Origin of the sequence: Mucilaginibacter sp. KACC 22773 (genome assembly GCF_028736215.1) — a bacterium.
In the GTDB taxonomy this organism is placed as follows: Bacteria; Bacteroidota; Bacteroidia; order Sphingobacteriales; family Sphingobacteriaceae; genus Mucilaginibacter.
Genome location: NZ_CP117883.1, coordinates 4,684,187 through 4,710,897, shown reverse-complemented (window position 1 = coordinate 4,710,897; position 26,711 = coordinate 4,684,187). Strand labels below are relative to the sequence as shown.

The following is a 26,711-nucleotide window of genomic DNA, read 5'->3' as shown; positions in this document are numbered from 1 at the left end:
CATATGCTTAACCTCTTTGTTTTTGGCACAATATCGCTGGCCATGCTTATCCTGGGCTATCAAATAAAATATAAAAAGAAAGCCAGCCTTATATCCGGGTTTGATGAAAACCTGGTGAGCGATGTTAACGGTCTGTGTAACTGGGTAGGCAACCTGATGCTTATCAACGCCGCCATAGCCCTGCTCACCGGTATCGGCATGACTTACCTGCCCGCCCAAATGAACATTGCCTTAATATTTTTTGTGGGCGGCATCCTGGCAACCTCTGTTTTTGCCATTGCAGGCAAGCGCAGGTTCAGGCGGCTGTAATACATAATATAATGCTAGCGCCCTGGGTTAACCTCTCTTGTGCAGGCCTTGGCCACATTAGCCAATATCCAAACTATCACTATTGCTCAAATCGTTTAACAACATTCCTGCCCGTTAGCAAAGCATACTACCGCTCCGACAGATTGAGGGCGGGCAAAAAAAAGCTTGCTTCCAATTTATCGCTTACCATATTTGTTAAAATATTATCCTTAAATCAGAGCTCTCATTCAACCATATCTTAACCCAAAATGGTAGTTAATCCATCTTTTTTTAACAAAAACAGATGAATGAAGCTAAAATCCGGCTAATGATTGCTAAATTGTTAGTTCAATATTTTAGTAATCCACCGTACTTTTGATAAAAATAAGAAACAATGATAACTTTTGACTGGAAAGGCGTATTCCCTGCGGTAACCACCAAGTTCACCGATAACGACGAATTAGATTTTGATGCTTTTGATGTAAACCTTGCAGCGCAGCTTGAAGCTGGTGTTGACGGATTTATTTTAGGCGGTTCATTAGGCGAGGCCAGCGTGCTTACCGATGATGAAAAGTTTGCGTTATTAAAGCATACCATTGATTATGTTGATGGCAAAGTACCTGTAATACTAAATATTGCCGAGCAAACCACCAAAGCAGCTGTAGCCTGTGCTAAAAGAGCTTTTGATACCGGTGCCGATGGTTTAATGCTGTTGCCACCAATGCGTTATAACAGCGAAGAACGCGAAACTTTGGCTTACATAGGCGCAGTTGCCGAAAGCACCGAACTGCCTATCATGATATACAACAATCCTGTTGATTATAAAATTGAAGTTACACTGGATATGTTTGAAAAACTATCGGTTTATAAAAACATACAGGCGGTAAAAGAATCAACCCGGAATGTATCAAATGTTACTAAAATGTTTAACCGTTTTGGCAACCGCTACGCCATATTTACCGGTGTTGATCCGTTAGCCATGGAAAGCCTTGTAATGGGTGCCGACGGCTGGGTTGCAGGTTTGGTTGATGCTTTCCCTAAAGAAACTGTAGCTATTTACCGTTTGGTAAAAGCCGGCAGAATTGCCGAAGCTTTAGCCATTTACCGTTGGTTTTTGCCGGTATTGGAATTGGATATTCATCCAAAACTGGTTCAGTACATTAAACTGGCCGAAGTTGCAACTGGTATTGGTACCGAAAATGTACGCGCACCGCGTTTACCGTTAATTGGCGAAGAACGCACCAAAGTGTTAAAGATCATCAATGATGCATTAGCTGTTCGCCCGGAACTGCCTGTTGGCAGCTGGGGTAAGTTGAGCGAAGTTGAAGCTTAATTAAATCTTTTATAAATAAATATTTGAAGCTTAAGGCTGGCTTTTTGCTTCCGGCCTTAAGCTTTAAGCTTATATATGAGTAGTAAAACATTTTTTTGTATAGATGCGCACACCTGTGGTAACCCCGTGAGGGTAGTGGCAGGTGGCGGGCCAACGCTTAAAGGCGATAACATGAGCCAAAAGCGACAGCACTTTTTAAAAGAGTACGACTGGATTCGCACCGGGCTGATGTTTGAGCCAAGAGGGCATGATATGATGTCGGGAAGTATCTTGTTCCCGCCCCATGATCCGGCAAATGATGTGGCCGTTTTATTTATTGAAACAAGTGGTTGCCTGCCTATGTGTGGGCATGGTACCATTGGTACCATAACCATTGCTATTGAAGAAGGACTGATTCAGCCTAAAATACCCGGCATAGTACGTATGGAAGCGCCGGCCGGCCTTGTTTTGATAGAGTATAAACAGGAAGAAAAAAAAGTTACTTCGGTTAAGCTCAGAAACGTGGCAGCCTATCTTGCTGCCACCAATCTGGAGGTAGAGTGCCCGGATCTGGGTATGCTAACCATCGATGTCTCTTACGGGGGTAATTACTATGCCATTGTTGATCCGCAGCCAAATTTTGCAGGGCTTGAAAATTATACCGCCGGGCAGCTAATAGCCTGGAGCCAGGTATTGCGCAAGCGTATTAACGAAAAATATAAATTTGTTCACCCACAGGATCCTACTATAAATACGTGTACCCATATACTATGGGCAGGCGCAACATTAGATAGCACTTCTACCGCCCGCAATGCTGTATTTTATGGCGATAAGGCTATTGACAGATCGCCTTGCGGCACCGGTACATCGGCACGTATGGCACAATGGTATGCCAAAGGCAAGCTGAAAGTGGGCGAACCGTTTATACACGAAAGCATCATTGGTAGTAAATTCATTGGCAAGGTTGAAGAGGTGGTGAAGATTGGCGAACTGGATGCCATTATTCCGAGTGTTGAAGGCTGGGCAAAAGTTTACGGTTACAACACCATCAAAATAGACGATGACGACCCGTATGCACATGGTTTCCAGGTGATATAATAAAAAAAGAAGTTGGGTGTCATGGTGAGCCTGTCGAACCATAGTGGGCATGGGCAAAGGCTTCTGCGCGCCCTTCGACAAACTCAGGATGACACATACGAATAATAACCGTCATTGCGAGGCACGAAGCAATCCCGAACAATGTGGGACTTAGCATGTAGGGGATTGCTTCGTGCCTCGCAATGACGGTATAAAAAATAAAAAATGGCAAAAGTGCTGATCATAGGTGGTGGAATTGTAGGTTTAAGTTCTGCATATTATTTACAAAAGGCCGGGCACCAGGTTACCGTGCTGGATAAAGGCGACCTGACTGATAGCTGTTCGTTCGGTAACGCGGGTATGATAGTACCCAGTCACTTTATTCCGTTGGCAACTCCGGGTATGGTTTCGCAGGGCATTAAATGGATGTTTAACAGCAAGAGCCCGTTTTATGTAAAACCATCGTTTAACCCGCAACTTATCTCCTGGGGATTAAAATTCCTTCAAAAAGCAAATGCCGGGCACGTAGAGCGGTCTGCAACACCTTTAACCGAGCTTTCTTTACTGAGCAAAAAGCTTTATGAAGATCTGAGTAAAGAATCGGAATTTGACTTCGACCTTGTTGAAAAAGGCATCCTGATGTTTTACAAAACCGAAAAGGCCGGGGAAGAAGAAGCTCACCTGGCCGAAAAGGGTCGTGAACTGGGTTTGGATATGGCAGTGCTTAGCCCGACCGATTGTATCAGGCTGCAGCCTAACCTGGAGCTTGATGTATTAGGGGCGGTGCATTACCGTTGCGACGCACACCTATCGCCAAATAAGCTGATGGCGGCGCTGGTAAAATACCTCAAGAGCGCGGGGGTAAATTTAATTACAAATAAAGAGGTTACTAAAATTGAAACCGTTGCAGGTAAATTAACCAGGGTTTTATCACACAATGAAGAATTTACAGCCGATGAATATATTGTTGCGGGTGGCTCCTGGTCGCCGGCGATAGGTAAATTACTGGGCGTTAAAATATTACTAATGCCGGGTAAAGGCTATTCTTTTAATGTGAAAGAAGAAGTTCCATCCATGCAGATTCCTGCATTGCTGGCAGAAGCACGTGTAGCTATCACCCCGATGAATGGCGGCCTGCGCTATGGCGGTACCATGGAGTTGGATAAAATTAACAGCCGTATCAACATGAACCGGGTAAAAGGCATTGTTGAATCGGTGCCTAAGTATTTTCCAGGCTTGAAACCGGCCGTGCCTGCCGAAAAAGATATCTGGTTTGGTTTCCGGCCATCATCTGCTGATGGCTTACCCTATATCGGCAGGAGCAACAAATTCAGCAACCTTGTTATAGCAACCGGGCACGGTATGATGGGCCTGAGTTTAGGAGCCGCTACAGGGTTATTAGTACAGGAAGTGATTTCGGGCACAAAAACCAGCATTAATATTGAAGCTTTTGCACCGGATAGGAGTTAGCAAAAAGTATAACTGTCGCGACGTTTTAACTCCTAAAAAAAAACAGACTTACGAAGTTTTTAAAACTTCGTAAGTCTTTCGGCGCTGATTCATTACTCCTTACAACGCCTCATCCACCAAATGTTTCAATTCGTAATACCTTTCGTGCCTCCCATCGTTTTTAATGTAAAAACACATCATAAAAGCCGCATAATGCTTATCGTTGTTTACCCAGGGGAAACTGCCAAATAAACCCGGACTACTTACTGCCGGTGTTGGGTTTTGCGGGCCGGACGCTTTCAATACCCACTCGCCGAAACCATAACCGGCATTGCCGGCTTCGTCGGGGGCATAGGCTATTTTTACGTCTTTGGTTATCCGGTCAATCTGCATTTCATTAACACTTTTTTCGGTTAAAACCCGTTTGCCGTTAATAGTGCCTTTGTTTAATATCATCACCAAAAAGTTAAGGTAATCATTAGGGGTGCTCCAGGCGCCGCCGGCGGGGAAGGCTACGGGGCCTTTACCAAAATCGGTATCAACCATACCACAGGGGCTGGCAATGCGTTCGGCAAAAAGGGTTTCAAAACTTTTACCGCTGATTTTCTCCATAACAGCTGCCGCCATTTGCAGGCCCACATTGCTATACCTGAACAATGAACCGGGCTTACCCTCGAGGGGCATATCCGCAATGTTTTGGATGGATTGATCCATACTGTGAATATCTTTCATATCCTGCAACGCCTCTTTTATGGGCGGCGCCTGGATGCCTGTAAGGTGCGATAGGCATTGGCTTATGGTAATACCCCCCTTGCCGGTTCTGGAGAGTACAGGCAGGTATTTGCCTACGGTATCAGTTAGTTTTAGTTTGCCTTCGTCAACAAAAGTCATCACCAAAGCCGCGCTAAACCATTTACTGCAACTGGCGACCGGAATTTTGGTAGTAGTGGTAAAAGCGTCAAGGTTGGGCGTTTTGCCCATTTTACGGGCAACCATTTTTGTAGCAAACCTTTGCTTCATGGTCATTTCATCTTTGCTGCCGGTGTAAATGATTTTGCCATCTTTATAAACTACCAGCACTGTACGGCCACCCATTTTCTCCGTATTATCGGCAAGCCATTGATCAACCTTTTCAAAATGATGCTGGGCCTTTGCATTGGATATAGCACAAAGCAAAAGGAGCACAATTATTAACTTTTTCATAATCTCGACATAAATGTAAAAGGCACTGTAACCCAGGGAGGCTGTACAGTGCCTTAAAAAAGCTATTGTTTTTCTTTAATCTTTTCCATTAGTTTCGCTTTCATCTCCTCCTCAAAGTCCTTGTATTGTTTAAACTGTGCCGGGGTGAATACGCCTTTTAACTCCTGGTCTTTTCCTTCCTGCAAATTCCTGGCTTGTTTCATTTTACTAAAGCGGCCATCGTCGCTTTTTATAATGGCTTGCATTTTACGGGCGTAGGTTAAATTAATGGCCTGTACTTTACTCTCCTGCGCGGCGTCCAGTTTTAGCTTGCTCTTCATCATTTCTGTCTGAAACTGGGCCCGTTGTTCCGGGGTGGAGTTTTTAAAATCGGGCATGCCGGTTTGGGCAGTTGCTGGTTTGCCCATCAATATTGTAACAGTTATTGCAGCGGCTATTAGCCAAAGTGCTTTTATAATTCCTTGTTTTTTCATTAGTCGTAATTTGGTTAAAAATACATTTTACCATTGAATAGCATAACTGGCGCCGCTATTTAAAAGTAGGGTAGCCTTATTGTCGCCAAGAAACGTGATGGTACCTGCAAAACTGAAAGATTTACCAGACGACGACGAGCCTGTTAGCTTAACCGCGGCGCTGCCCGATACTATTTTTAAAGTAGTTTTATCAACCAGTATGTTTGACGATGTAATGCTTAAATTGCTTGTGAAGGTGTATTTACGGGCAATTTTCGAGGTTTCGGTGCCGGTATGGGTAAAAGTGGTGCTTAAGGAATAAGTTGATGCAGATGGCTGCAAATTAGTGAGTACAAAGCCGCCTGTGCTACTGCCGTTTGACGACATGCGCGTGCCATCAAAAGTGTGCGAACCGGTAAAATTAAAGGTAAGCTGGCTGGGCACAATACCGGCGCAGGTGAGCATATAATTCCAGCTGAGATTGTAGCTGTATGACGGTGTTGCACCAGCCGCGCTTGTTTTGGTTAAGGTTGAGTCCTTTTTAACGCCGCAACTTAGTACAACCGTTTTATAGATAGTTACGGAGCTGTTTACCTGTAAGGCAAACCCGCCAGTTGTTGGCGTTACAGCATCGGTAGTAAGTTCTGCCGCGTCGGCTTCGGTAATAGACACGTCGGTGGCTGCAACGCCATCTTTTTTACAGGAGTTTAAACCTAAACCAAGGCTTGATGCCATCAGCAATATCACCATTGTTGTTTTTACGTTTTTCATGATATTAAATTTTAATGTTGTGTATATATTATTCAGTTTGATTTTTGTACGACTAGGGTATTACCTGCTGATAGCTTTGCTTGGCTAACACCGGCTTTTTGAGGGTGATTGTACCTGGGGAGCTCTTCATTTCAGAAAGCTTTTTATTTTTAAACAGATCTATAAACCCGCGGGCAACCAAAACAAATGGATTGTTGCTCACAAAACCGGTGGTTAGGCCATAGTTTACCTTTTCGGTTTCGGGCTGATAAGTGCCAAATAATTTATCCCAGATGATGAACACCCCTCCAAAGTTTTTATCAATATAAATAGGATTGCTGCCATGATGCACCCGGTGCGATGATGGTGTATCCATTACATGTTCTACCACGCCCAATGTGCCAACAACTTCTGTATGTAAAAAGAATTGATAAGCCAGGTTAAGTACATACGATATTACAATAAAGTCTGTTGGCATACCCAATAATGCTGCCGGAATAAAAAACAGCGGACTAACAATTGCCGAAAACCAATTAAGCCTGTAAGCTGCCGTAAGATTCATGTGCATAGCCGAGTGATGGATAAGATGGAAAGCCCAGAGCGGTTTCCAATGGTGCGAGATGCGGTGAAACCAGTAGTAGATAAAATCGGCGGTAAAAAAAGTGAGCAGGAAAACCCAGCCATTGCTGGGTAATGTGAAGGGCGCCAATTTGGCAAAAAAGCCAAGTATGGCTAACTGGTAGCCGGCGAAAAGGTATTTGGAGAACTGGAAGCCAACAAAAACAAACAGGTTTGAAAACGTTTCTTTAACGTCGTAAACGTTTTTATCTTTCTTCCAGTTCCAGATAATTTCGGCCGTTACAAGTAGTGCCAGGAATAATAATATGTATATGCGGTATGGGCCAATTTGATGTTTCATTTTCTTAATCGTTTGAATTATTTTGTCGTTTTTTGATTGACAATATAAAGTTGACCAGAAAATGCGGCTTAAGTTTGATGAAACCCGGCGAAGCTGAAAAACCGGGGGCCGAAGTGACTGTACTCGTTATTTCCGTTTGATAAATCCGAAATCGAACATCCGAAATCAAAAATATCAGCTATCTACCCATTTTTTAAACTCCGGCACCCTCGCTTTGCTGATGAGGATTTTCTCCGGTGGTTCGGGTTTCATTTTCAGCGACAGGCGCCCGTTAAAATAAAAGTCAACTTCGGTTAGCGCCTTGCGGTTGATGATGAACTGCCGGTTGGCACGAAAAAACATATCGGGCTCCAACTGTTGCTCCAGTTGCTCCATTGTAAATTCGATGTTGTATTGTTGGCCGTCTGTGGTTTGGGCGTATACTATTTCATGCGCGGTATAAAACCAGGAAATTTTAGCGGTTTCAACCGGGATCAGCTTATTCCGGAAATGAACCAGGAATGATTTTTTATGCGGTTTTGCCAATATTTTTACCTGTTGCAGCAGTTGCTCAAAGGATGGGTTCGCATCGCTTTTGGGCCCTTGCACTACCAGGCGTTTAAACTTGCTTAGCGACAGCTCAATTTCGGCCTCATCAAAAGGTTTAAGAATATAATCAATGCCATTATTTTTAAAAGCCTGAATGGCATAATCGTTATAGGCCGTTACAAATATCACCGGTTTCAGAATCTCGGCCTGCTTAAAAATATCAAAGGATACGCCATCAGCAAGGCGGATATCCATAAATACAAGGTCGTAGCTATCGGGATTGGCATTAAACCATTCCACAGCGTCTTTTACATCGGGTAGGGATGCCGTAATAATTATATTGTCATCAAGGTTTTGCAGCACATGTGCCAGGTTACGGGCAGTAACAGGTTCGTCTTCAACTATAACAACACGTAGTTTATTCATGTTTCAAAGGGAGCTTAACTGTAAAATGGCTGGTAGTTTGTTCAATGTCTATTTCCCGTTGCATCAATATTTTGTAGCGCTGGTTAAGGTTGGCCAGGCCGGTGCCGGTGCCATCTGCATCTACCGGGTTAAGGTTGTTACTTACAGATAATTCGTCGCCGCACATTTTAATGGTTACCTGCAATGGAGTTTTTAGGGTAGCGGCATTGTGCTTGGCCGCGTTTTCCAATAAAGGTTGTAACGATAAATGTGGCAGCTTATATTGGAGGAAAGCATCGCCCACGTCAATTAATAGCTCGAAGGCATTTTCAAATCTCATTTTTAATAATTGAGCAAATGATTTTACCATCGTTAATTCTTCATTAACTGTAACCAGGTTACTGGCGGGCTTAACTAATGCATACCTGAAAACCGCCGACAGATGTTTAATATATTGCTGCGCCAGGGCCGGGTTTTCGCGCACCACGCCCGATAAACTGCTCAGCGAGTTAAATAAAAAGTGTGGGTTAAGCTGCTCTTTTAATAACTCCAGTTCGGCTGTGGTATAGGCATTTTTAAGTTGCTCGTTTTCAATGGCCTGTTGTTTGTTTTGGCGCAGCAGCAGCACTATCTTTATAATAATACCAATTAGTAAAGCTGCTAAAGCGTACCGGGTTAAATATCCCAGCCAAAAGGCGCCCCTTATTTGGTTGGGGTTAAAGCTAAATACCCGTTTTTGCACGCCGCCTATCAGCACCATACCAACAAATGCAATAAAAAAATTGAGCGACAGATAGCGCAGGTATCTGTTATTGTCGCGATACCTTGCCAACCGGCCGCGGCCCAAATTGAGCGAGAATAAGAAGTAGCAGAAACCAAGCTGCGCCAATAATTGGTAGGCAAATTCCGCAGCGTTAAATCGCCAGTAATGGGCCACAATGCCATTTTCGCGCAGGGCGAGCAACCTCCCGCTATTAAGCATTACGGCTATCAGCAGCGAACAGTAAAACCATAACTGTTTCCCGGTTTTTTCCATCAGGTAAATCTAATTAAAGATAGCTACAGGCAACAGAAAATTTGGGTGAAGCTGAAAATTTGAGGGGCGAAGCCCTACCTAAACAGGCGCACCTAAATCCTCTCCAAAGGAGAGGACTTTAAAGCAGCAAGTTTACAGAAACCATGCAAATCAAAAACCCTTCCGTTTGGAGGGGGCAGTGTGAGTCTTTTCTTATCTTTTTACAAAAGTCCACTTAACTTATCGCAGCTTTTTAACATCTTTACGGTACACATATTTTAAGTACAAATGCAGCATTGGTTAGTAAAATCCGAACCCGTAAAATATAGCTGGGAAAAATTTAATAAAGATGGCCGTACCTTTTGGGATGGCGTACGCAACTACCAGGCACGCAATAATTTAAGATTGATGCAGGAGGGCGACCTGGTGTTGTTTTACCACAGTAATGATGGCAAGGAAGTAGTGGGTATAGCCAAAGTAGTTAAAGAAGCCTACCAGGACCCCACAACCGAAGACCCAAACTGGGTGGTGGTTGATCTTTCGCCGGTAGAAACATTGAAGAAGCCGGTAACATTAGAGACAATAAAAGCCGATGAACAACTGAAGGATGTTGGACTGGTAAGGCAAGGCCGGCTTTCGGTAATGGCATTAAAACGCGAGGAGTTTGACCGTATTTTAGAACTGGGCAGTTAATGGCCACACTATTTCCAATCAGCAGGCGGATACAAACGGTGTTTCTTATATCCATGTTATTTGGTCCTCAAATCACTAAGGCCCAATCGCCATTTGCCGGGCTGGAGAATTTGTTTGCGACACCTGAAAACTACGTGGTAAGGCATATAACAAACGCCCCGGTAGTTGACGGCGATATTAATGATGCAGTTTGGCAGCAAGCAAAATGGACAAATAATTTTGCTGATATTGAAGGCGACCTAAAACCCAAACCGCCTTACAAAACCAAGGTGAAAATGCTTTGGGATAACAACTATTTGTATATAGCCGCCCACTTGGAAGAGCCCCAGGTATGGGCCACTTTAAAAAATCACGATGATATTGTGTATCACGATAACGATTTTGAATTATTTATCGACCCATCCACAACAACCCATTCCTATTACGAAATTGAAGTAAACGCGCTGAACACCATTTTCGACTTGTTTTTAAATAAGCCATATCGCAATAGGGGAGGCGGTTTGATAGGCTGGGATGCTAACGGCCTGCGTTCGGCAGTTAAGGTGCAGGGCACGCTCAACAATGCTTCGGACACAGATGCCGGCTGGACGGTGGAAATGGCTATCCCTTTTAGTGCCATTACCATGGGATTTAAATCGCAGGTTCCTGAAAATGGCACCATTTACCGGATAAATTTTTCGCGGGTGGAGTATGATACCAAAATTGTAGAAGGGCGGAATGTAAAACTGAAGGATTCTGCCGGGCGCGATCTCCCGGAACATAACTGGTCATGGTCGCCGCAGGGCGAGATTGCCATGCACAGTCCCGAACATTGGGGGTATCTTTTGTTCAGCACACATGAGGCCGATGATGTAGCATTTACTATGCCTTATGCCGAGGAACAAAAGAAATATCTTTGGCTGGTTTATTACCGTGAAAAACAATGGTATAGGCAACATCATGAATATACTTCGTCGCTTGGTAAATTGGGTATCCACGGTAAGTATGATATTGCCGGTATCAGCAATAAATTAAAGCTGCAAAGCACCCAAAACCAGTTTGAGGCTTTTATTACCGACGCAAATACAAATAACACCTATACCATAAACCACGAAGGTTTTATAGAGCAATTAAACCCGATACACCATGAATAAGCGCGAATTTTTAAAAGCCGGTTTATTGGCCGGTGTTGCTGCCCAGTTGCCATTGCTAAGCACTGCCGCTCCGGTAAATACCGCGGGCATGAAAAAAAATAAAAAGAAAAACTGGATATGGATAAATCCTAACCTAAAGGATACGGATGAGGATTTAAAAACTAATTATGCAGCTTATAAAGCTAAAGGTATAACAGGAATATTTTTTGAAAACGACAGCGAGCGGCATTTTCGCGCTGCCAAAGCTGCCGGAATTGAGGCGCATCGCTGGATATGGACTTTTAACCGTGCCGAACTGTTAACCGAACATCCCGAGTGGTACAGCAAAAGCCGCAACGGCGATTCATGTGCCGATAAACCACCCTACGTAACTTACTACCGCTGGCTTTGCCCATCGCGCCCCGAAGTACAGGATTACCTGACTACTACCGTTGATAAGATACTGGCTTTAGATTATGTAGATGGCATTCACCTGGATTATGTGCGTTATTGCGATGTTGTACTGCCGGTGAACCTTTGGGACCATTACAAAATTGAACAAACCAAAGAATTGCCCGAATATGATTTTTGCTATTGCGAGGTTTGCCAGGCCAAATTTAAAGAACAATATGGCCTGGATGTAAAAGCAATACAATACCCGGATGCTAGCCTTTCGTGGCGTTTGTTCAGGTATGGTAATATTATCAGGGTGGTCAACAAAATTTCGGAGGTGGCTAAGCAGCATAAAAAAGCCATAACCGCGGCTGTGTTCCCAACCCCCGAAGTGGCACGCCGAAACGTGAGGCAGGACTGGACAAATTTTCACCTGGATGGTGTTTGCCCCATGATTTATCATGGCTTTTATAAAGAGGGGGTAAGCTGGATAGGTGATGCCGTGGCCGAAGGTGTACACTTTTTGGATGGAAAATTCCCGCTGTATGCAGGTCTGTATATATCGGACTTTAAAAATGACGACGAAGTGCGCGCCGGGATACAATATGCATTAAAGAATGGTGCTGCCGGGATTTCGTTTTTTGGTAAGGTGACGCCAACTATATTGGATATTTTGCACGAGGAAACGGGTAAGTAGGTGTGCAGATTATAGATTTCAGATGGGCAGATTGGTCTTTAGAAACTTACGAAGTTTCTAAAACTTCGTAAGTTTGGCCTCCACTATAATTGGTGATTACGATATGAACTACAGAAATTTCAAAAACACACCTATAGCCGAAGTTGGCCTGGGCACATGGCAACTGGGCAGTGCAGATTGGGGTAATGTAAATGACGAGGATGCTTTTGCTATACTAAAGGCATATACCGATGCAGGAGGTAATTTTATCGATACCGCCGATGTTTATGGCATGGGTGTAAGTGAATCCGTTATCGGCAGGTTTTTAAAAACAACAAATAAGGAAGTATTTGTTGCTACCAAACTGGGTCGCCGCGGCGATTCCCCGAATGGCTGGCCGCAAAACTTTACTTACGATATAATGAAGCGGAATGTGGAAGACTCGCTGAAGCATTTGGATGTGACACAACTATTTTTAGAGCAATTGCATTGTATCCCTACCGGCGAAATGAAATCGGGTAAAGTATTTGATCATTTACGTGCCCTGCAGCAGCAAGGCCTCATTAAACACTTTGGCGCCAGTGTAGAAACATCCGAGGAAGCGCTTATATGCCTGGAGCAGGAAGGCCTGGCATCGTTACAGATTATTTTTAACCTGTTCAGGCAACACGTGGCCGACGAGGTTTTTGCCAAAGCGAAGGACAAAGACGTTGCCATTATTGTGAGGGTTCCCTTAGCCAGTGGGTTATTATCCGGTAAATTTAACGGGCAAACCCAATTTGCCGCAAATGACCACCGTAATTATAACGCCAACGGCGAGGCCTTTAATACCGGCGAAACATTTTCGGGCATCGAGTTTAACGAAGGCCTGAAGCTATCTCAACAAATAAAACAAATATTACCCGACGGGAGTATGCCGCAATTGGCTATCCGCTGGATATTGGATCATCCGGAAGTTACCACTGTTATTCCCGGAGCATCAAAAGTATCGCAGGTTGATAGTAACGTGGGGGCATGTGCTTTGGAGCCCTTGTCGTCACATATTCATCAGCAATTAAGGAGTTTGTATGATGCTGAAATTATTGGGAAGATAAGAGGGCATTATTGATCCTCGAAATTTACCGGGTTGAGATCGTTAAATATCGAACACTGAATATCCAATATCGAATAATGAAGGCAAAACTTCGGTGTTGGATATTCAAAATTCATTATTCGATGTTACTACTATCCCAGTGTTTTATTTTAACTAACGGAATAGCATTTTAGATAGACTATTATCCCCTCAATTTATCCAGCAAATCGCTTAACTGAGCAGCTTCGTCAGCGGTGAGGTTATTTTCAAGAACTTTACGGGTTTTAAATTCTTCGTCCATTTTGGCAAGGGTTTCCAGGCCAAGGTCGCTTATGCGGATATCAACAGCCCGGCGGTCTTTATTATTGGTGCAGCGCGAAACCAGTTCTTTTTGGATCAGGCGGTCAACAATGCGGCTGGCGTCAGACATTTTATCAACCATCCTTTCTTTCAATAAATTAATCGTAGCTGGTTTTGGGTACTGCCCCCTTAGTATCCTCAGGATATTAAACTGCTGCTGGGTTAGATTGTACTTATCAAAATGGCAACGAAAAGCATTGTTTAACCACCCTGAAGTATAGGCAATATTGATAACTACTTTATGGTAATTATCCTCAAATTTGTTGCTTTGTATTTCGTCGTCTATCCGCATAATAGTTTATAATAACTAAAGTACAAATATGTTTATTTATTTTTAAAATTGAGGTACCCTAATCAGCTATTAGCTTTGCTAAAGCTTGTCCTCCGGGTCAGTTTTGCTGCTATTTGTTTGGGGTTTGCCATAGTCCCAGGGGCAATGCAGGCATTTGTTTTTACAGCAATAGCCGCGCGTTAAATGATAGTGCTTTGTAAAAACAAAATTGCCATCTTCATTAATATAATAATCAATGCCCTCTTTCAGCATCAGTTTGAATTTAAATATGCGAAATTTAGATGTGCAGAATTCAGGTGCGTATGATTCCAACATTTGCACATTTGAAATCTGCATATCTGCACATCATCAATTGAGTATTTTTACAAAAATCTCATCTTTAAAATGATTCTTCAAATGCCGGCCATCGCCATGCAGGGTCCATACCTGTTTGGGTTGGGTACGGGTTATGGTTTCCAGGATATCATTCCAGTCTACATGGTCGGATATAAAAAGCGTATCCTGGCTGTTTACCTGCAGGTTTTTCCAACCCGATGCAAATAATCGCTTTACACCCGTGGCCCTGATATAGCTATCAAAAGTAAATGGGGGCACTATATATACAAACTCATCCTGCACCTTCATTAGCTTACGGCCATAAACCTGGTATTTACCGGGGCGGTAGCCCATGTTTTCGTAAATGGCGTTAATAGGCATAATTTTATGATGCACCAGGATTTTTTTCCGGGGAGCGTGCTCGGTTATCAGGTTAATAAGCCGCTGGCTTTTGCCCAGTCCATAAGCGCCCAGCAAAATATTGATTTTGATATCGTTGATTTTTTTAATCTCCTCAACCGGATCGGGATGTATAACGGCCGGGTCGGCAAAGGTACTCTCTGTTATCAGTACATCAGTTTTTACCCACTCTATAGGTTCGCAGGTGGCATCAGGTTGTAGTTTGTAGTCGCCTGTGTATAGGTAACGCGTACCCTCGTACTCCATAAGTATTTGTGCCGAACCAAGCATGTGACCGGCAGGTATAAAAGTAATTTTTACCTTGCCTATTGTAAAAGGCTGGTTAAAGGGTACAATATGGAAAACTTTTGCGGCAGTGCGTTCATACCTTAGCTGCATTATAGTTGCCGTGGCGCGGGTGCAATACACATCGGCATTGCCGCTGACGGCATGATCGGCATGCGCATGCGTAACAACTGCATTTTTAGCGGGCAGTTTAGGGTCGAGGTAAAAATCGCCATACTTGCAGTAAAGGCCTTTATCATCTATAAGTACAAAATCGTCGAGTATCATTTTCAAGAGCTAAAAGCTTAAGGCGTACAGCTAAAAGCTAATGTTTAATTCGTTATAAGTTATGAGCAAGGGCTAAATATTTTTGGTGCAGGGCAATTACCTGCGGAATTACCAGCTGGCTATCGTCATTTATGATCACGTCATCGGCCAGTTTTTTCTTTTCGTCTTCGGGCATCTGGCGGCCTTCGCGCTTTTTAACTTCATCAAGGCTAATGCCATCGCGTTGTACAACGCGGGCTATGCGTTTATCCAGCGGAGCGGTTACAATGATAGAGCGATCGCAGGTTTTGTATGAACCGCTTTCGAATAGTATAGCCGCCTCGCGAATGATATAGGGGGCATCTTTTGCTTTCGCCTCAAGTGCTTCAAAAGCACTGAAAACGGCAGGGTGTACCAATGCGTTAAGTTTCTCTAACTCCGCCGGGTTATTAAAAACAATGGCCGCGATATGTTTGCGGTTTAATGAACCATCAGCAAAATAAGATTCAACACCAAAGGTTTGCTTTATGGCATCAATCAGTATAGCATCTGTAACCATAACCTTTTTTGCTTCGTCATCGGCGTAAAAAACCGGTACACCCAATAGCTCAAATACCTTTGCTACAGTGGTTTTTCCGCTGCCTATGTTGCCTGTTAAACCTATTTTAAGCATCTCATTTTTTGATGATAAAATCAATATTAGCCGGGCTTACCCTTACTATTTTACAAAAAGGAGGGAAGCGTGTCAGTTGTACCGGTAGGGTTGAATACCCGTGATCGCGCCAAAGATCAAGATCGGCGGTAGCCTCAAAAAGGTCGTCACTCATATCCTTGTAGCGGTTTAACGATGTGGTAAATGTTACTTTTACTTTTTGAGGAAACACCTTAACGTTGTCGTAATTGTGGTTGTTGATGAGTTTAACCGGGATATCCAAAGTTTTCTCGGTAAACTCGTCCACCGGGACAACCACCTGTACATTTTTGGGGTATATGGTTAAATTACCCTCGCTTACCGGCTGCAAATTAACGCGCGCGATGATGGTTTCATTTACATCGGCGGCTTTTATAGAATCAGTTTTCCATTCGCCTATTTTTTGCAGCCTATCGGCGGGACCGCTTATGGTCACATACGCAGGTTTAATAGATACGTTGCCCGATATGGCAAACTGCTTTTGATATTCGATACCTAACAAAGCCCTTACCGGTACTTTTTTGGTAAGCCGGTTGGTAAAATCAAAATACAGTGTGTCGGGGTCGATAGCTGTAATTTGTTGGTTAGCGTCCCGTTTTGAATTGATAACCTTTAGCTGAGAACTAAGCACAACATAGTTGCGGGTGTCCAACGGTGCCAAATCAACAATAATTGGCTTGTTTTCGGGCTTCAATTTCGAAAACAGCATTTGCCAGCCCGTACCCTGTATGGTAGCTTTCACACTATCGGTCTGTAATGGGTGGAAAGCACGTTTTTGCGGCGAGTTTTTGTAAACAAGAGCTTCATTAACCGCAAAAGGCAACGGACTCGATAGCGTTGTAAAAATCCAGGCAACAATGGCAAGCCCAAGGCAGGTAAAAAATACCGATAGCCGCCGCCGTTCTGTTGTGGATAGTTTTACTATTGCCATGTTGTTGAGGTTGTTATTGAGGTTAAAGGGTAAAGGCGAAAGGTTAAAGGTAAATGTTCACAGGTTGAACTGCTAACTACCAATCGCCTTTCGCCTTATTATTTAGATTAAGGATAAGACACCTTTATCCTTTTAGCTTTTACCTTTCGCCTTTAACGTTTATCCTTTCACCTACTTAACTACAGCCGGTGTATTCAATGCTTTTGACGCATCTAATGATATTGCCGATTTATCGAAACGGATTTTTCCGTTTTCAACTTCAACCAAAAAAGTACTATCATTAAGGTCGATGATGCGGCCATGTATGCCTGCTGTGGTTACAACCCTGTCGCCTTTTTTTAGTTCATCTACGTATTTCTTTTGATCTTTTTGTTTTTTAACCTGTGGGCGTATCATGAAAAAATAAAACACTACGATAATTAATACCATAGGTATTAACGTACCGTAGCTACCAAAAGCACCGCCTGCAGCGGCCTGTAAAAAAATTGTTGCTATCATTGTTTAAATTAATTGAAATTATTTGGTTAAAACCTCGCCAATAAGGTGTACCATAGTTTGGGCCGGTACGGTATTGGCAGTAACCGTAATTTGTTTGTCCTGCAGGCCGGTTTTGCCTGCACTATTAAAAGTAACCTTTATAATGCCGCTTTCGCCTGGTTTAACAGGAGCTTTAGGCCACTCCGGAATGGTACAGCCGCAGGTAGCATGCGCCTCGCTGATGATGAGGGGTGATTTGCCTGTATTGGTGAATTTAAAATCGTAGTTAACCTTATCGCCGGTTTTTATCTTGCCAAAATCATGGCTTTCTTTTTCAAACTTCATTACCGGCGCGTTAGCCGCGTTGGCGGTGGTTGTAGCTGCACTATCGGTTGTAGCCGCAGTACCGCCAGTTTTTGATTGGTTACAGGCCGATAATAGTAAACCTGCTGCTACTAAGCTTAAAAACAGTTTCTTCATTTTATATAGTCGGTTTTTATTTTAAATCTGTTAAAAATCGGGTGTTGAATTTTACAACTTAAAACCCAATACTTATAACTCAAAACTATTCAATCAATCCTCTGCCAATTTTTTTGATCTTATTTTCGGCCTTAAGGTCTATCAAAATCTTGTCTAAGATACCGTTTATAAATGAATTACTCTTAGGTGTGCTAAACTCCTTTGAAATTTCAAGGTACTCATTGATAGTAACTTTTACGGGGATCGAGGTAAAGTTGACAAACTCGGTAATAGCCATTTTCATCAGCAGGGTATCCATCATCGCAATACGGTCTGGTTCCCAATTAGTTGTTTTGGCGGCTATCAATTCCTGGTAAGGTTTATCAAAACGGATGCTTTTTGCAAAAAGGTCAACTACAAATTCGCGGTCTTCGGCCCAGTTACCGGTAATTTCGGCAAGGTGGTTTTGTTTAAAATCTTCGCTGCTAAAGTTTTTAAATGTTTTGGCAATCAAAGCTTGCAAAACATCTCTGTCTACCGGCCAAAAAATGAATTTATCCTCAAAAACCTGCTCGGCCAATGATGATTTTAAAATCACTTTTTTGAAAATAAATTTAATGATGTCTTTATCCGTTTGGATGGTGTCGTCGGTTTTGGCCAGGTATTCGGCATACTCTGGCGATTTTTTAAGGGTGGTGAACAGAGTTTTAGCCAGTTCGGGTTCAAAACCCCAGTCAACCTTGTATTTTTTTGAGGCGATAAGATAATCACGGTTATCATTCAGGGAGAGGATAAACCTGTTGCTGACAATTTTAGTATTGGCATTCAGGTCTTCGGCGGTGGGTAAATGTTTGTTGGCGCGCTCCTCTTTATCATTTGCGGCATAGTTTGCCACCTCTGAAATGAGTGATAACATCCAGATATACATTTCAAAAACTTCATCTATGCTTCCCAGCATGTTTTTTTCATACTGTTTAATGTCGGTGGTTTCCGATTGGTGGAACGCGTATAATGCCTGTAGTACTTTTACCCGTAGGTGCCTTCTGTTTAACATGTGTAAGAACGATTTGGCCGGCCAGATGGCCAGCGGTTTAAACTATAATTAATATGACGATTTTACTTTTTTAATATCCGTAATTCTTTTTTCTGCTATTTTATTTGCTGCTACGATAGTTGAAATGTTTTCGAGTTTCGAAAGCTTTAAAATATTGCGCGTTACCTCGTAAATATTCTCGGTAAGCTGCATGGTACGTTTTTTACTGAAACCCATTAACTCCGAATAGCAATTAATAATGCCGCCGGCATTAATAACGTAGTCGGGCGCAAATAGTATATTTTTATTCAACAACATTTCACCATGAACCGATTCATCCAGTAACTGGTTATTGGCCGATCCGGCTATGATGCTACATTTTAACTTATTGATGGTTTGGGTATTTACCGTGCCACCCAGCGCGCAAGGTGCATAAATATCGGCATCGATATCAAAAATACTGTTGTTTGATACTGCTTCGGCTCCGTATTTTTTAGCTATTTGCCCAACGCGTTCCTCCTGGATATCGCTGATGTAAACTTTTACCTTCTCATCGCGCAGCAGGCGTACCAGGTGCTCGCCAACATGACCCACGCCCTGTACTATTACAGATTTACCGGCCAGCGTATCGGTGCCAAATTGCTCTTTAACGCAGGCTTTTATCCCCATAAAAACACCCTGAGCTGCCACAGGCGACGGATCGCCACTGCCACCAAGAGTTTCCGGAATACCGGTAACATGCTGGGTTTCCATACGGATATATTCCATATCGCGCGGATTGGTGCCCACATCTTCAGATGTAATAAATTCGCCGTTAAGATTTTTAATGAAGCGGCCAAATTTACGCATCAGCGCTTCTGTTTTATCCCGGCGCGAATCGCCGATGATAACCGAATAGCCGCCGCCCATATTAAGCCCTGCTATGGCGCATTTGTATGTCATGCTTTTGGCCAGGCGTAATACATCATTTAATGCATCGCCTTCAGTTTTATAACTCCACATGCGTGTGCTGCCAAAAGCAGGCCCAAGGGTGGTGTCATGAATAGCGATGATAGCTTTCAGATTGGTATCCGGATCGCTGCAAAACACCACTTTTTTATGCCCGAAAATTTCGAGTTGGCTGAAAATGGATTGTTGTGATTGTTGATCGGGCATTAGTTATACTATGGTAAATGTTTTAAGGCGGCACAAAAGTAGATGTTTTTTTGGTTACGGCAAAGTTTATTAAAGCCTAAAGTAGTTAGTTCATAGTCATAAGTTAAATAAGGGCCATTCAATTACCTGAAACGAAATGTTATTAATGCAAACTATGGTCAGCATGTACAAGGATAACCTAAGTTTCCCGAGGGCAATAGCTAAAGAATACTTGCAGTAACGCATTATACTGTATGTCGCAAATGCACCCCGAAATTGTCTGTAACAGCCCATCTTGAAAAGGATATTTAGTTTTAGGTTTGTATATTGATGGTCATTGCTTTGCATTATTTGCTGTGCACCATTGCGTATGTTTCAAAACCCGGATTAATATGTTACTCCAAAACAAAAATGCTATTATATACGGTGCAGGCGGCTCACTTGGCGGTGCGGTTGCAAAAGCCCTGGCGGCGGCAGGTGCAAAAGTATTTTTAACGGGCCGTACGGTCGGCGCGCTGCGAATTGTTGCCGATGATATTATTGCCCTTGGCGGGCGTGCCGAAGTTGCGCAGGTAGATGCATTTAATGCTAACGCCGTTAAGCAACACATAGACACAGTTTTACAAATTGCAGGCACATTGGATATCTCTTTTAATGCCGTTGGGATTGATGTTAAACAGGGTGTTCCGCTGGTTGATTTATCGGCAGATGATTTTGTTAACCCGGTAACCGCTACCCTGCAAACCCGGTTTTTAACTGCTACTGCCGCAGGAAGGGTGATGATGGATCAGGGTTCGGGTGTTATCCTGTCGCTTACTGCAACGCCCGGTGGTATTGGTTATCCGTACACCGGCGGTTTTGCCGCTGCTTGCTGTGCAGTTGAAAGTTTTAGCTGTAACCTGGCATCCGAAGTAGGTCTGCATGGCGTGCGTGTAGTAAATATTCGTTCGGGCGGCTCGCCAGACTCCAGGGTATTTGCGGATGCCATTGAAGATCGGCCGGAAGTAATGGCCACAGTATTGAAACAGATGAAGGCTGATACAATGCTGAAAAAGCTGCCGCTCATGGCTGATATTGCCAATACCGCCGTATTCCTGGCGTCAGATTTAGCGGGCAACATAACCGGTGTAACTATTGATGTAACCGGTGGCACCACGGCGGCCCTCAACTATCGGTCGAACCCGGAAGTTCGGCAGGTGGCACGTCCCAAATTCGACAAAGACTAATAATCCAAAAGTTGGCTAATTTGATAACATAAAAAGTATTAAAAAAATGAAAGTAGTACGCGTACAATACACCACCCGGGCAGAGTTTGCAGCTATAAACCAGGCCAATATAGCAGGCGTTGTTGCCGAACTGAAGCAGTTAAACCACCCGGGGATCAAATACACCTGCTGGCTGCTGCCTGATGGCAAAACCTTTATGCATTTTGATCAGCTGGAAAATGAAGAAGCCCACCAGGCGCTGCAATCATTGGCCTCATTCAAAAAATTTGCCGATGAACTTTGGGCAAGCGAGCTGGAAGTAGAGCCAGTATTGGAGTTGTTGAATTTGGTAGCATCAACAGAGAAGTATTTTGGGTGATCGGTGCTGATTGCCGTTGGCCCGCGATAGTATCTCATTTCGCTAATGTGCCGAAAAAACCTGTGTCCAATACTTCCCGCTGGTGGCTACACCCATTTGGGTAAAATCGCCATTCATAATGTTTTGGCAGTGGCCGGGGCTTTTAATCCAGCCAACCATTACATCAGCCTCATTGGCATAACCTTCGGCAATATTTTCGCCGTAGGTAGAGAAAATATAATTTAGGCTCATCAGCCTGTCGCCGGTGTTGGTACCATCGCTGCCGGTATGGCTAAAGAATTGTTTCTCGTCCATATCATTACTGTGCCTTTGAGCGGCTACCTGTAGGGTATCGTTCCAAACAACGGGGTTAACCGGCGGATAATAAACAGTACCACAGGTGCAGCCCGACGCCCGGTAGTTGTTCACCAAATCCAATAATTTAGCTTTCGACGGATTATCGGGTGCCAGCACAGCCTTTCGGCAGGCGGTCCCCTGTACAATCACGCATACAAGGGGAAGTATCAGTTTCTTAACAATATTCAGCATGCCAGGTTTACCGGTAATAAGCCCCCAATTTAATTTAAAATAAGTTAATAACAACGGTGCCGGGAGTTATTGCGACAGTAATGTCAAGCTCTTTATTCTTTTAAAATAAACAAAGGAGCTACAACCTAAAACCATTGGCATGAAATTTAGACTGTCTGATATATATAACCAATGCCATGAGCAAGAATATACTAATTGTCGACGATGACTCCGAAATGGTTGAACTCATTTGCCTCATACTGATGGAAGAAGGCTACAATGTTTGGACGCTTACCAGCGGCGAAATGATTGAACAGACGATGGATACTTTTAAACCCGACCTGATCCTGATGGATGTAATGCTGGCCGGCCTGGATGGTCGTGAACTGTGCAAAAACCTAAAGGAAAGTGCCGAAACCAATCATATCCCGATAATCCTGATTTCCGGCTCGGACGAATTGCGCCTGGATGGCTACGAAAATAGCGCTCCTGACGATTTTATCCCCAAACCTTTTGATATCGATTCGTTACTGCAAAAAGTAGGTAACCAGTTGGCGGCTTAGGGTATAAAGGTTTGCATTCCCCTGCCAAATATACCTATCCGATTGTTAAATTTGTGGACTAAAAAATGGTCAGCAAAATAGGTTTTGGCGGAAGTTGCCACTGGTGCACCGAAGCTATTTTTTTATCGTTAAAAGGAGTAACGGCTGTTAAGCAAGGCTGGATAGCTTCTGATGGCCAAAATTCCACTTTTAGCGAAGCCGTTATTGTTGAATTTGACCTGAATACGATATCATTACAAACGCTTATTGCCGTGCATTTATATACGCACAGCTGTACTGTAAACCATAGCATGCGGGCTAAATATCGGTCGGCCATTTATACTTTTAATGAAGGGCAGGCAACTGCTGCTCAAAATGCCATTGAAGCCCTGCAACCGGAGTTTGAAGGCGCTATCATCACCAAAGTTATCCCATTCAAACGATTTCGGCTCAATAGCGATAATTACCTCAATTACTACTACAATAACCCCGATAAGCCTTTTTGCCAAAATATAGTGAACCCCAAATTGAGGGTGCTGCTAGCACGTTTTGCAGATGAGGCAGATGTCGGCAAGCTAATACACCTTTGAAGTCGGCCTTACACCTAAGTATTCAGTCTTGATACCTGATACTCGCTACTTGATACTCCTCCCCAAAATTGGCACATTTGTTAAAATTGAATTGTCATGAGTTTTAGCCTCGAGTCGCCGCGCCTTATTATCCGTGCCTTTATACCTGCCGACGAAGCGCCATACGTAAACACACATATGGACCCGGTAGTGAATGTGTATTTACCCGTGCGCAGTGCTGAACAATATAGCGAGCTATTACAGCTAAGCATGGCACAGCCCGATGCCGCGCTTAACCGCTGGGCTATCATTGAACGCGAAACCGGCAATTTTATGGGTAGCTGCCTGCTGCGCGAATTTAATGTGGGTGATGATACCGTTATTGAACTGGGCTACAGCCTGGCTACACCTTATTGGGGCAAAGGCTATGCTACCGAAATGGCAAAGCTGGTTGTTGACTATGCTTTTACTATCCCCCAAACCCAAAAAGTAGTGGCCGTTACCGACCAGGAAAATAAGGGCTCGCAAATGGTGCTGCTCAAAAGCGGCTTTAGCTACCAGGGGCTGGTTGACAGGTATGAGGGGCTTACCCTGTCGTATTTCGAATATCCGAAGAAGTAGCCTTTAGTCGAAAGTCTTAGGTACTAGGTCAAAGGGGATAAATTTAAACTTTTGACTTGAGGTTTGGTACTATTTACTTAACTCACCTGCTCCAACGGCAATTCGGTTACCGTTGTAGCCCGGTCATAAAACCCTTTAAGCAATTTTGTTACCTGTCTTTTCAGCTGCACCGCCTGTTTCTTGAGCAGCGCTACCGCGGTTTCGCCCTGTGTGGCTTCGGCGGCGAAAAGGTCGATAGTTACACTGTTATCGTGCCAGTTGCCAACCGCGTTTTGTACTTGTTCCAGGTAGTCTTCGTTAAATGGCATGTCAAGGTGGTCCCTTACAAGTCGGTAATTGTAAATCAGTATTTTAATTTGCTTGCGGCTGGTGTGCAAATCTTCGGCGAAACGATGCGTTTGCAAACCGGCAGTAATGCTTTCCAGTTGCTGCTGATAATATAAACCGATGTGTAGGTTTTTTAATTTGGGAATACGTTTTTTTACTTTACGCCGCGCCTTGCGCAAGGTAGCCAGGAATTGTGCCCCCTGTGCTTTAAATTGCCCGGCTAAAGTGTCCATTAACTGTTCCTGGGTTTGTATAAAATCCAACTTTATGGCTTGCTGGCCTTTGGCCAACTGAATATTAATGTAAGCGTTGCGTACCTCACCGGCCTGTTTAAAAATTTCGCGCACCGGTTTAAATAGTTTGATTGGGTTATGGTCGTTTTTGACACTTTCGGTCAAAGTAAAAAACGCCCTTAGTTTTTTTACCCCTGTGCGAAAATGGTGTAGGCTTTCCTGGTCGCCGGTTTTTATAAAGGCTTTTAAATGATGTGTCATGGAGCGCCATTCCTGCTCCATATATTTCTTTTCGTCCTTTTTCTTCATTTGGTAATCCGGGTTAATACGGCCTTTAATAACAGGGGTAAATTTGCATACTGCCTGTATGTTTCAATTGCCTGGTTTTGATTGCAATATGAGATGTTTTTTTTGAAACTTTTTAAACTTAAAAATGTCTTTTACATACAATTACTATTAAAATGAAAGCTTTTGAAATTCGCGTTGGCCAGGGCCAGCGGTTGTTAAAATTCCAACCGCAGGATAAAGTTAATCAATTTAAGATTTACGCGGCCGATAAGGCCGAAGATTGGATAGGTTATGAACAATCGCGGTCTGTAGATGTGCCACAGGATGGCTTGCTGGGTACTATTACAGTATATAGCGATCATCATTTCGATTTTGATGGGCCGGGTGCTTTCACCGGCCAGGACTTATTAAGCATTGCCGCGCAAATTGTAAAGCATCCGCAGTTTAAGGCCGAATAAAAAATACAAAAACAGGATAAGCGTTTTTTTAATTATATAAGCCATGAGTAAGAAAAAGACAATGCCCAACGAACCCGACGAAATGCCGGTTAATCCCGAAAGGCCCGAAATAAGGCAGCCAACCGACCCCGGCGAACCTGATATGCCCGAAGAAGGTCCGGAAAATATACCAAATGAATTGCCGCCGGATGAAACCGAACAGCCCGAGTTAAACCCGGATGAGTTTGAGAAATAACAACAATGTTAACAGGATAATGAGTGAAATTTAACTAACCTTTATTTCATTCATTATTTTAATAATACCTTTGACCAATAATTACAGCAGGGGCTAAATGAAAAAAATCTGTGCTTTGGCTTTTACCGCGTTTTACCTGTTATTAACAACAGGTGCTTATGCCTGCCTTTTGCATTGCACAGCCAGTTACCTGTTTACTAATATGGCCGCGTCCCGGCAAATGCACCAATCGCATCAAGACGAGGGTAAAGATCAGGACAAAGATGATGACTGCAAAAGTGGCGACTGCAGTTGTTGTTACCACCACGGTACTTATGTGGTAAAGGAAAATTTTAGTTCCAATTTTGATTTTCAATTTTCAATTGGCCAGGCGGCAGTAATGTTACCTGTTAAAGTGCACCTGTTTTACGTGCCGCAGATAATAGCCAAATCAAAAAACTGGCCAAGGGCCACCGGGCCACCGTTTGTGGCATCGCAACCCATTTATATTTATAACAAAACTCTTCTTATCTGATTCGGGCTTTTGCCGTACCCACCGGCCTTGGTTTTTATTGCCCGATTTTTTGCCCGAATTAAGTTGAAATTGCCGCCATTAATGCATTTGTGTTTGACATTTGCCTGTTCGCCAATCTGGTTTTAACCTGCGGCAAAATCAATAAATAACATAACTTAAAAACCAAATACTGTAAAAGATTAAGCTGACCTCAGGTTAAATTTGTACTGAAAATAAAAAGGAAAGCTTTTTAACAACAATTTAAAATACTGCCGAAACAAGTGTTAAGGCAGGTGATCTGTTTATATTAAATTACTAAAATCATGAAAAAGATATTTTTATTGGTTGCTTTTATCGCAACCGCATTTACCCCGCAACTTTTTGCACAGGATAACAAAGCAACGGCGCTTAGTACATTACTATCATCTTATTACGGCGTTAAAGATGCATTAGTAAAATCAAACACCGCAGATGCCGCTGCCAGTGCCGGCGAGTTTTTAAAAGCTGTTAACGGGGTTGATGTAAAGTTGCTGCCCGCTGCAGATGCTGCCGCTTTTAAGCCTTTGCAGGAAAAGCTGGCTTTTGATGCCAGGCACATATCCGAAAGTAAGGACATAGCCCATCAAAGGGAACATTTTGCCAATTTTTCTGCAAACTTCTTTAAACTGGCCAAGGCCGTAAAACTAACTGATAAGCCTGTTTACTATGCCTATTGCCCCATGAAAAAAAGCTACTGGCTATCGGCAGATGAAGCTATTAAAAACCCTTATTATGGCAATATGATGCTTACCTGCGGCAAGGTTAGTGAAACCATTAGCCCTGCAACAAAATAAATTATTAAATGCTGCCGGATAATTCCGGCAGCTT

General features: G+C 43.3%; 34 protein-coding genes. 17 read left to right on the top strand and 17 right to left on the bottom strand.

The window, feature by feature from the left end; genetic code table 11:
- Positions 1-3 precede the first annotated feature (3 nt).
- The 4 genes from PQ469_RS19230 to PQ469_RS19215 all read left to right on the top strand — a co-directional run bounded on the left by PQ469_RS19230 (position 4) and on the right by PQ469_RS19215 (position 4,147).
- On the top strand, positions 4-309 hold the full coding sequence (locus tag PQ469_RS19230) for a DUF3784 domain-containing protein (protein WP_090644399.1): 306 nt from the start codon (positions 4-6) through the stop codon (positions 307-309).
- A gap of 373 nt (positions 310-682) precedes the next feature.
- Entirely contained in the window at positions 683-1,621 is a 939-nt protein-coding gene (locus PQ469_RS19225; protein WP_274209137.1) for a dihydrodipicolinate synthase family protein, read from the top strand.
- A gap of 75 nt (positions 1,622-1,696) precedes the next feature.
- Positions 1,697-2,698 (top strand): 4-hydroxyproline epimerase, encoded by a 1,002-nt coding sequence (locus tag PQ469_RS19220; RefSeq protein WP_274209136.1) that lies wholly within the window; start codon positions 1,697-1,699, stop codon positions 2,696-2,698.
- Positions 2,699-2,902: 204 nt separating this feature from the next.
- The gene (locus PQ469_RS19215; RefSeq protein WP_274209135.1) at positions 2,903-4,147 is read left to right on the top strand and encodes an NAD(P)/FAD-dependent oxidoreductase; all 1,245 of its coding nucleotides are present in this window, start codon (positions 2,903-2,905) and stop codon (positions 4,145-4,147) included.
- Positions 4,148-4,246: 99 nt separating this feature from the next.
- Here the strand turns inward: PQ469_RS19215 and PQ469_RS19210 are convergent, their stop codons facing one another.
- From PQ469_RS19210 to PQ469_RS19185, 6 genes are all read right to left on the bottom strand, one after another.
- The gene (locus PQ469_RS19210) at positions 4,247-5,329 is read right to left on the bottom strand and encodes a serine hydrolase domain-containing protein (RefSeq protein ID WP_274209134.1); all 1,083 of its coding nucleotides are present in this window, start codon (positions 5,327-5,329) and stop codon (positions 4,247-4,249) included.
- A gap of 62 nt (positions 5,330-5,391) precedes the next feature.
- Complete coding sequence (locus PQ469_RS19205) at positions 5,392-5,802, bottom strand: DUF4890 domain-containing protein (RefSeq protein ID WP_274209133.1); 411 nt, start codon at positions 5,800-5,802, stop codon at positions 5,392-5,394.
- A 27-nt stretch (positions 5,803-5,829) separates the two neighbouring features.
- On the bottom strand, positions 5,830-6,552 hold the full coding sequence (locus tag PQ469_RS19200; protein WP_274209132.1) for a hypothetical protein: 723 nt from the start codon (positions 6,550-6,552) through the stop codon (positions 5,830-5,832).
- A 52-nt stretch (positions 6,553-6,604) separates the two neighbouring features.
- The gene (locus PQ469_RS19195; RefSeq protein ID WP_274209131.1) at positions 6,605-7,450 is read right to left on the bottom strand and encodes a sterol desaturase family protein; all 846 of its coding nucleotides are present in this window, start codon (positions 7,448-7,450) and stop codon (positions 6,605-6,607) included.
- Between the two features lie 174 nt (positions 7,451-7,624).
- A complete protein-coding gene (locus PQ469_RS19190) occupies positions 7,625-8,404 on the bottom strand; it encodes a LytR/AlgR family response regulator transcription factor (protein ID WP_274209130.1) in 780 nt (259 codons plus the stop codon).
- Positions 8,397-9,419: a sensor histidine kinase gene (locus PQ469_RS19185; protein ID WP_274209129.1), complete on the bottom strand. Its 1,023-nt coding sequence runs from the start codon at positions 9,417-9,419 to the stop codon at positions 8,397-8,399. The genes PQ469_RS19190 and PQ469_RS19185 overlap by 8 nt, the downstream gene beginning before the upstream one ends.
- A gap of 267 nt (positions 9,420-9,686) precedes the next feature.
- On the opposite strand from PQ469_RS19185, the gene PQ469_RS19180 reads away from it, so the two are divergent.
- The 4 genes from PQ469_RS19180 to PQ469_RS19165 all read left to right on the top strand — a co-directional run bounded on the left by PQ469_RS19180 (position 9,687) and on the right by PQ469_RS19165 (position 13,380).
- Positions 9,687-10,091, top strand: a complete 405-nt coding sequence (locus PQ469_RS19180) for an EVE domain-containing protein (protein WP_090644444.1) — start codon at positions 9,687-9,689, stop codon at positions 10,089-10,091.
- Complete coding sequence (locus PQ469_RS19175) at positions 10,091-11,224, top strand: carbohydrate-binding family 9-like protein (RefSeq protein WP_274209128.1); 1,134 nt, start codon at positions 10,091-10,093, stop codon at positions 11,222-11,224. The genes PQ469_RS19180 and PQ469_RS19175 overlap by 1 nt, the downstream gene beginning before the upstream one ends.
- Complete coding sequence (locus tag PQ469_RS19170) at positions 11,217-12,293, top strand: family 10 glycosylhydrolase (RefSeq protein ID WP_274209127.1); 1,077 nt, start codon at positions 11,217-11,219, stop codon at positions 12,291-12,293. The genes PQ469_RS19175 and PQ469_RS19170 overlap by 8 nt, the downstream gene beginning before the upstream one ends.
- Positions 12,294-12,396: 103 nt before the next feature.
- Positions 12,397-13,380, top strand: a complete 984-nt coding sequence (locus PQ469_RS19165) for an aldo/keto reductase (RefSeq protein ID WP_274209126.1) — start codon at positions 12,397-12,399, stop codon at positions 13,378-13,380.
- Between the two features lie 166 nt (positions 13,381-13,546).
- Here PQ469_RS19165 and PQ469_RS19160 read toward each other — a convergent pair whose 3' ends face one another.
- The 9 genes from PQ469_RS19160 to PQ469_RS19120 all read right to left on the bottom strand — a co-directional run bounded on the left by PQ469_RS19160 (position 13,547) and on the right by PQ469_RS19120 (position 20,008).
- Complete coding sequence (locus PQ469_RS19160) at positions 13,547-13,996, bottom strand: MarR family winged helix-turn-helix transcriptional regulator (RefSeq protein WP_090644459.1); 450 nt, start codon at positions 13,994-13,996, stop codon at positions 13,547-13,549.
- A 78-nt stretch (positions 13,997-14,074) separates the two neighbouring features.
- On the bottom strand, positions 14,075-14,332 hold the full coding sequence (locus PQ469_RS19155; RefSeq protein WP_274209125.1) for a C1orf53 family protein: 258 nt from the start codon (positions 14,330-14,332) through the stop codon (positions 14,075-14,077).
- Between the two features lie 12 nt (positions 14,333-14,344).
- Positions 14,345-15,283 carry an MBL fold metallo-hydrolase gene (locus tag PQ469_RS19150; RefSeq protein WP_274209124.1) on the bottom strand — a complete coding sequence of 313 codons (939 nt, stop codon included), beginning with the start codon at positions 15,281-15,283 and terminating at the stop codon, positions 14,345-14,347.
- A 52-nt stretch (positions 15,284-15,335) separates the two neighbouring features.
- Positions 15,336-15,935, bottom strand: coding sequence for a dephospho-CoA kinase (gene coaE, locus PQ469_RS19145; RefSeq protein ID WP_274209123.1), 600 nt, complete (start codon positions 15,933-15,935; stop codon positions 15,336-15,338).
- 1 nt (position 15,936) lies between these two features.
- On the bottom strand, positions 15,937-16,884 hold the full coding sequence (locus tag PQ469_RS19140) for a CdaR family protein (protein ID WP_274209122.1): 948 nt from the start codon (positions 16,882-16,884) through the stop codon (positions 15,937-15,939).
- A 171-nt stretch (positions 16,885-17,055) separates the two neighbouring features.
- Positions 17,056-17,382 carry a preprotein translocase subunit YajC gene (gene yajC, locus PQ469_RS19135; RefSeq protein ID WP_274209121.1) on the bottom strand — a complete coding sequence of 109 codons (327 nt, stop codon included), beginning with the start codon at positions 17,380-17,382 and terminating at the stop codon, positions 17,056-17,058.
- Between the two features lie 18 nt (positions 17,383-17,400).
- Positions 17,401-17,841 carry a DUF1573 domain-containing protein gene (locus PQ469_RS19130; protein ID WP_274209120.1) on the bottom strand — a complete coding sequence of 147 codons (441 nt, stop codon included), beginning with the start codon at positions 17,839-17,841 and terminating at the stop codon, positions 17,401-17,403.
- A gap of 85 nt (positions 17,842-17,926) precedes the next feature.
- Positions 17,927-18,874, bottom strand: a complete 948-nt coding sequence (locus PQ469_RS19125) for a transcription antitermination protein NusB (RefSeq protein ID WP_274209119.1) — start codon at positions 18,872-18,874, stop codon at positions 17,927-17,929.
- Positions 18,875-18,922: 48 nt separating this feature from the next.
- Positions 18,923-20,008 (bottom strand): Glu/Leu/Phe/Val family dehydrogenase, encoded by a 1,086-nt coding sequence (locus tag PQ469_RS19120; protein WP_090644484.1) that lies wholly within the window; start codon positions 20,006-20,008, stop codon positions 18,923-18,925.
- A gap of 371 nt (positions 20,009-20,379) precedes the next feature.
- Between PQ469_RS19120 and PQ469_RS19115 the strand changes: the two genes are divergently transcribed.
- Both PQ469_RS19115 and PQ469_RS19110 read left to right on the top strand, forming a co-directional pair.
- The gene (locus PQ469_RS19115; protein ID WP_274209118.1) at positions 20,380-21,213 is read left to right on the top strand and encodes an SDR family NAD(P)-dependent oxidoreductase; all 834 of its coding nucleotides are present in this window, start codon (positions 20,380-20,382) and stop codon (positions 21,211-21,213) included.
- Between the two features lie 46 nt (positions 21,214-21,259).
- The gene (locus PQ469_RS19110; protein ID WP_274209117.1) at positions 21,260-21,571 is read left to right on the top strand and encodes a hypothetical protein; all 312 of its coding nucleotides are present in this window, start codon (positions 21,260-21,262) and stop codon (positions 21,569-21,571) included.
- A gap of 42 nt (positions 21,572-21,613) precedes the next feature.
- Here the strand turns inward: PQ469_RS19110 and PQ469_RS19105 are convergent, their stop codons facing one another.
- A complete protein-coding gene (locus tag PQ469_RS19105; RefSeq protein ID WP_143065399.1) occupies positions 21,614-22,099 on the bottom strand; it encodes a CAP domain-containing protein in 486 nt (161 codons plus the stop codon).
- Between the two features lie 176 nt (positions 22,100-22,275).
- Between PQ469_RS19105 and PQ469_RS19100 the strand changes: the two genes are divergently transcribed.
- The 3 genes from PQ469_RS19100 (at position 22,276) to PQ469_RS19090 (ending at position 23,810) form a co-directional block, all read left to right on the top strand.
- The gene (locus PQ469_RS19100; protein ID WP_274209116.1) at positions 22,276-22,641 is read left to right on the top strand and encodes a response regulator; all 366 of its coding nucleotides are present in this window, start codon (positions 22,276-22,278) and stop codon (positions 22,639-22,641) included.
- 65 nt (positions 22,642-22,706) lie between these two features.
- On the top strand, positions 22,707-23,210 hold the full coding sequence (locus PQ469_RS19095; protein WP_274209115.1) for a peptide-methionine (S)-S-oxide reductase: 504 nt from the start codon (positions 22,707-22,709) through the stop codon (positions 23,208-23,210).
- 96 nt (positions 23,211-23,306) lie between these two features.
- Positions 23,307-23,810, top strand: coding sequence for a GNAT family N-acetyltransferase (locus tag PQ469_RS19090; protein ID WP_274209114.1), 504 nt, complete (start codon positions 23,307-23,309; stop codon positions 23,808-23,810).
- A 77-nt stretch (positions 23,811-23,887) separates the two neighbouring features.
- Here the strand turns inward: PQ469_RS19090 and PQ469_RS19085 are convergent, their stop codons facing one another.
- Positions 23,888-24,679 (bottom strand): CHAD domain-containing protein, encoded by a 792-nt coding sequence (locus PQ469_RS19085; protein ID WP_274209113.1) that lies wholly within the window; start codon positions 24,677-24,679, stop codon positions 23,888-23,890.
- A 152-nt stretch (positions 24,680-24,831) separates the two neighbouring features.
- On the opposite strand from PQ469_RS19085, the gene PQ469_RS19080 reads away from it, so the two are divergent.
- The 4 genes from PQ469_RS19080 (at position 24,832) to PQ469_RS19065 (ending at position 26,677) form a co-directional block, all read left to right on the top strand.
- Positions 24,832-25,116, top strand: coding sequence for a hypothetical protein (locus PQ469_RS19080; RefSeq protein WP_274209112.1), 285 nt, complete (start codon positions 24,832-24,834; stop codon positions 25,114-25,116).
- 43 nt (positions 25,117-25,159) lie between these two features.
- Entirely contained in the window at positions 25,160-25,351 is a 192-nt protein-coding gene (locus PQ469_RS19075) for a hypothetical protein (protein ID WP_274209111.1), read from the top strand.
- Positions 25,352-25,448: 97 nt separating this feature from the next.
- Positions 25,449-25,865 (top strand): HYC_CC_PP family protein, encoded by a 417-nt coding sequence (locus PQ469_RS19070; protein ID WP_274209110.1) that lies wholly within the window; start codon positions 25,449-25,451, stop codon positions 25,863-25,865.
- 302 nt (positions 25,866-26,167) lie between these two features.
- Positions 26,168-26,677, top strand: coding sequence for a DUF3347 domain-containing protein (locus PQ469_RS19065; protein ID WP_090644524.1), 510 nt, complete (start codon positions 26,168-26,170; stop codon positions 26,675-26,677).
- Positions 26,678-26,711: the final 34 nt, after the last annotated feature.

Coding starts and splice junctions, on each gene's coding strand:
- PQ469_RS19230 (WP_090644399.1), top strand. CDS start 4: ATGCTTAACCTCTTTGTTTTTGGCACAATATCGCTGGCCATGCTTATC.
- PQ469_RS19225 (WP_274209137.1), top strand. CDS start 683: ATGATAACTTTTGACTGGAAAGGCGTATTCCCTGCGGTAACCACCAAG.
- PQ469_RS19220 (WP_274209136.1), top strand. CDS start 1,697: ATGAGTAGTAAAACATTTTTTTGTATAGATGCGCACACCTGTGGTAAC.
- PQ469_RS19215 (WP_274209135.1), top strand. CDS start 2,903: ATGGCAAAAGTGCTGATCATAGGTGGTGGAATTGTAGGTTTAAGTTCT.
- PQ469_RS19210 (WP_274209134.1), bottom strand. CDS start 5,329: ATGAAAAAGTTAATAATTGTGCTCCTTTTGCTTTGTGCTATATCCAAT.
- PQ469_RS19205 (WP_274209133.1), bottom strand. CDS start 5,802: ATGAAAAAACAAGGAATTATAAAAGCACTTTGGCTAATAGCCGCTGCA.
- PQ469_RS19200 (WP_274209132.1), bottom strand. CDS start 6,552: ATGAAAAACGTAAAAACAACAATGGTGATATTGCTGATGGCATCAAGC.
- PQ469_RS19195 (WP_274209131.1), bottom strand. CDS start 7,450: ATGAAACATCAAATTGGCCCATACCGCATATACATATTATTATTCCTG.
- PQ469_RS19190 (WP_274209130.1), bottom strand. CDS start 8,404: ATGAATAAACTACGTGTTGTTATAGTTGAAGACGAACCTGTTACTGCC.
- PQ469_RS19185 (WP_274209129.1), bottom strand. CDS start 9,419: ATGGAAAAAACCGGGAAACAGTTATGGTTTTACTGTTCGCTGCTGATA.
- PQ469_RS19180 (WP_090644444.1), top strand. CDS start 9,687: ATGCAGCATTGGTTAGTAAAATCCGAACCCGTAAAATATAGCTGGGAA.
- PQ469_RS19175 (WP_274209128.1), top strand. CDS start 10,091: ATGGCCACACTATTTCCAATCAGCAGGCGGATACAAACGGTGTTTCTT.
- PQ469_RS19170 (WP_274209127.1), top strand. CDS start 11,217: ATGAATAAGCGCGAATTTTTAAAAGCCGGTTTATTGGCCGGTGTTGCT.
- PQ469_RS19165 (WP_274209126.1), top strand. CDS start 12,397: ATGAACTACAGAAATTTCAAAAACACACCTATAGCCGAAGTTGGCCTG.
- PQ469_RS19160 (WP_090644459.1), bottom strand. CDS start 13,996: ATGCGGATAGACGACGAAATACAAAGCAACAAATTTGAGGATAATTAC.
- PQ469_RS19155 (WP_274209125.1), bottom strand. CDS start 14,332: ATGCAGATTTCAAATGTGCAAATGTTGGAATCATACGCACCTGAATTC.
- PQ469_RS19150 (WP_274209124.1), bottom strand. CDS start 15,283: ATGATACTCGACGATTTTGTACTTATAGATGATAAAGGCCTTTACTGC.
- coaE (WP_274209123.1), bottom strand. CDS start 15,935: ATGCTTAAAATAGGTTTAACAGGCAACATAGGCAGCGGAAAAACCACT.
- PQ469_RS19140 (WP_274209122.1), bottom strand. CDS start 16,884: ATGGCAATAGTAAAACTATCCACAACAGAACGGCGGCGGCTATCGGTA.
- yajC (WP_274209121.1), bottom strand. CDS start 17,382: ATGATAGCAACAATTTTTTTACAGGCCGCTGCAGGCGGTGCTTTTGGT.
- PQ469_RS19130 (WP_274209120.1), bottom strand. CDS start 17,841: ATGAAGAAACTGTTTTTAAGCTTAGTAGCAGCAGGTTTACTATTATCG.
- PQ469_RS19125 (WP_274209119.1), bottom strand. CDS start 18,874: ATGTTAAACAGAAGGCACCTACGGGTAAAAGTACTACAGGCATTATAC.
- PQ469_RS19120 (WP_090644484.1), bottom strand. CDS start 20,008: ATGCCCGATCAACAATCACAACAATCCATTTTCAGCCAACTCGAAATT.
- PQ469_RS19115 (WP_274209118.1), top strand. CDS start 20,380: ATGTTACTCCAAAACAAAAATGCTATTATATACGGTGCAGGCGGCTCA.
- PQ469_RS19110 (WP_274209117.1), top strand. CDS start 21,260: ATGAAAGTAGTACGCGTACAATACACCACCCGGGCAGAGTTTGCAGCT.
- PQ469_RS19105 (WP_143065399.1), bottom strand. CDS start 22,099: ATGCTGAATATTGTTAAGAAACTGATACTTCCCCTTGTATGCGTGATT.
- PQ469_RS19100 (WP_274209116.1), top strand. CDS start 22,276: ATGAGCAAGAATATACTAATTGTCGACGATGACTCCGAAATGGTTGAA.
- PQ469_RS19095 (WP_274209115.1), top strand. CDS start 22,707: ATGGTCAGCAAAATAGGTTTTGGCGGAAGTTGCCACTGGTGCACCGAA.
- PQ469_RS19090 (WP_274209114.1), top strand. CDS start 23,307: ATGAGTTTTAGCCTCGAGTCGCCGCGCCTTATTATCCGTGCCTTTATA.
- PQ469_RS19085 (WP_274209113.1), bottom strand. CDS start 24,679: ATGAAGAAAAAGGACGAAAAGAAATATATGGAGCAGGAATGGCGCTCC.
- PQ469_RS19080 (WP_274209112.1), top strand. CDS start 24,832: ATGAAAGCTTTTGAAATTCGCGTTGGCCAGGGCCAGCGGTTGTTAAAA.
- PQ469_RS19075 (WP_274209111.1), top strand. CDS start 25,160: ATGAGTAAGAAAAAGACAATGCCCAACGAACCCGACGAAATGCCGGTT.
- PQ469_RS19070 (WP_274209110.1), top strand. CDS start 25,449: ATGAAAAAAATCTGTGCTTTGGCTTTTACCGCGTTTTACCTGTTATTA.
- PQ469_RS19065 (WP_090644524.1), top strand. CDS start 26,168: ATGAAAAAGATATTTTTATTGGTTGCTTTTATCGCAACCGCATTTACC.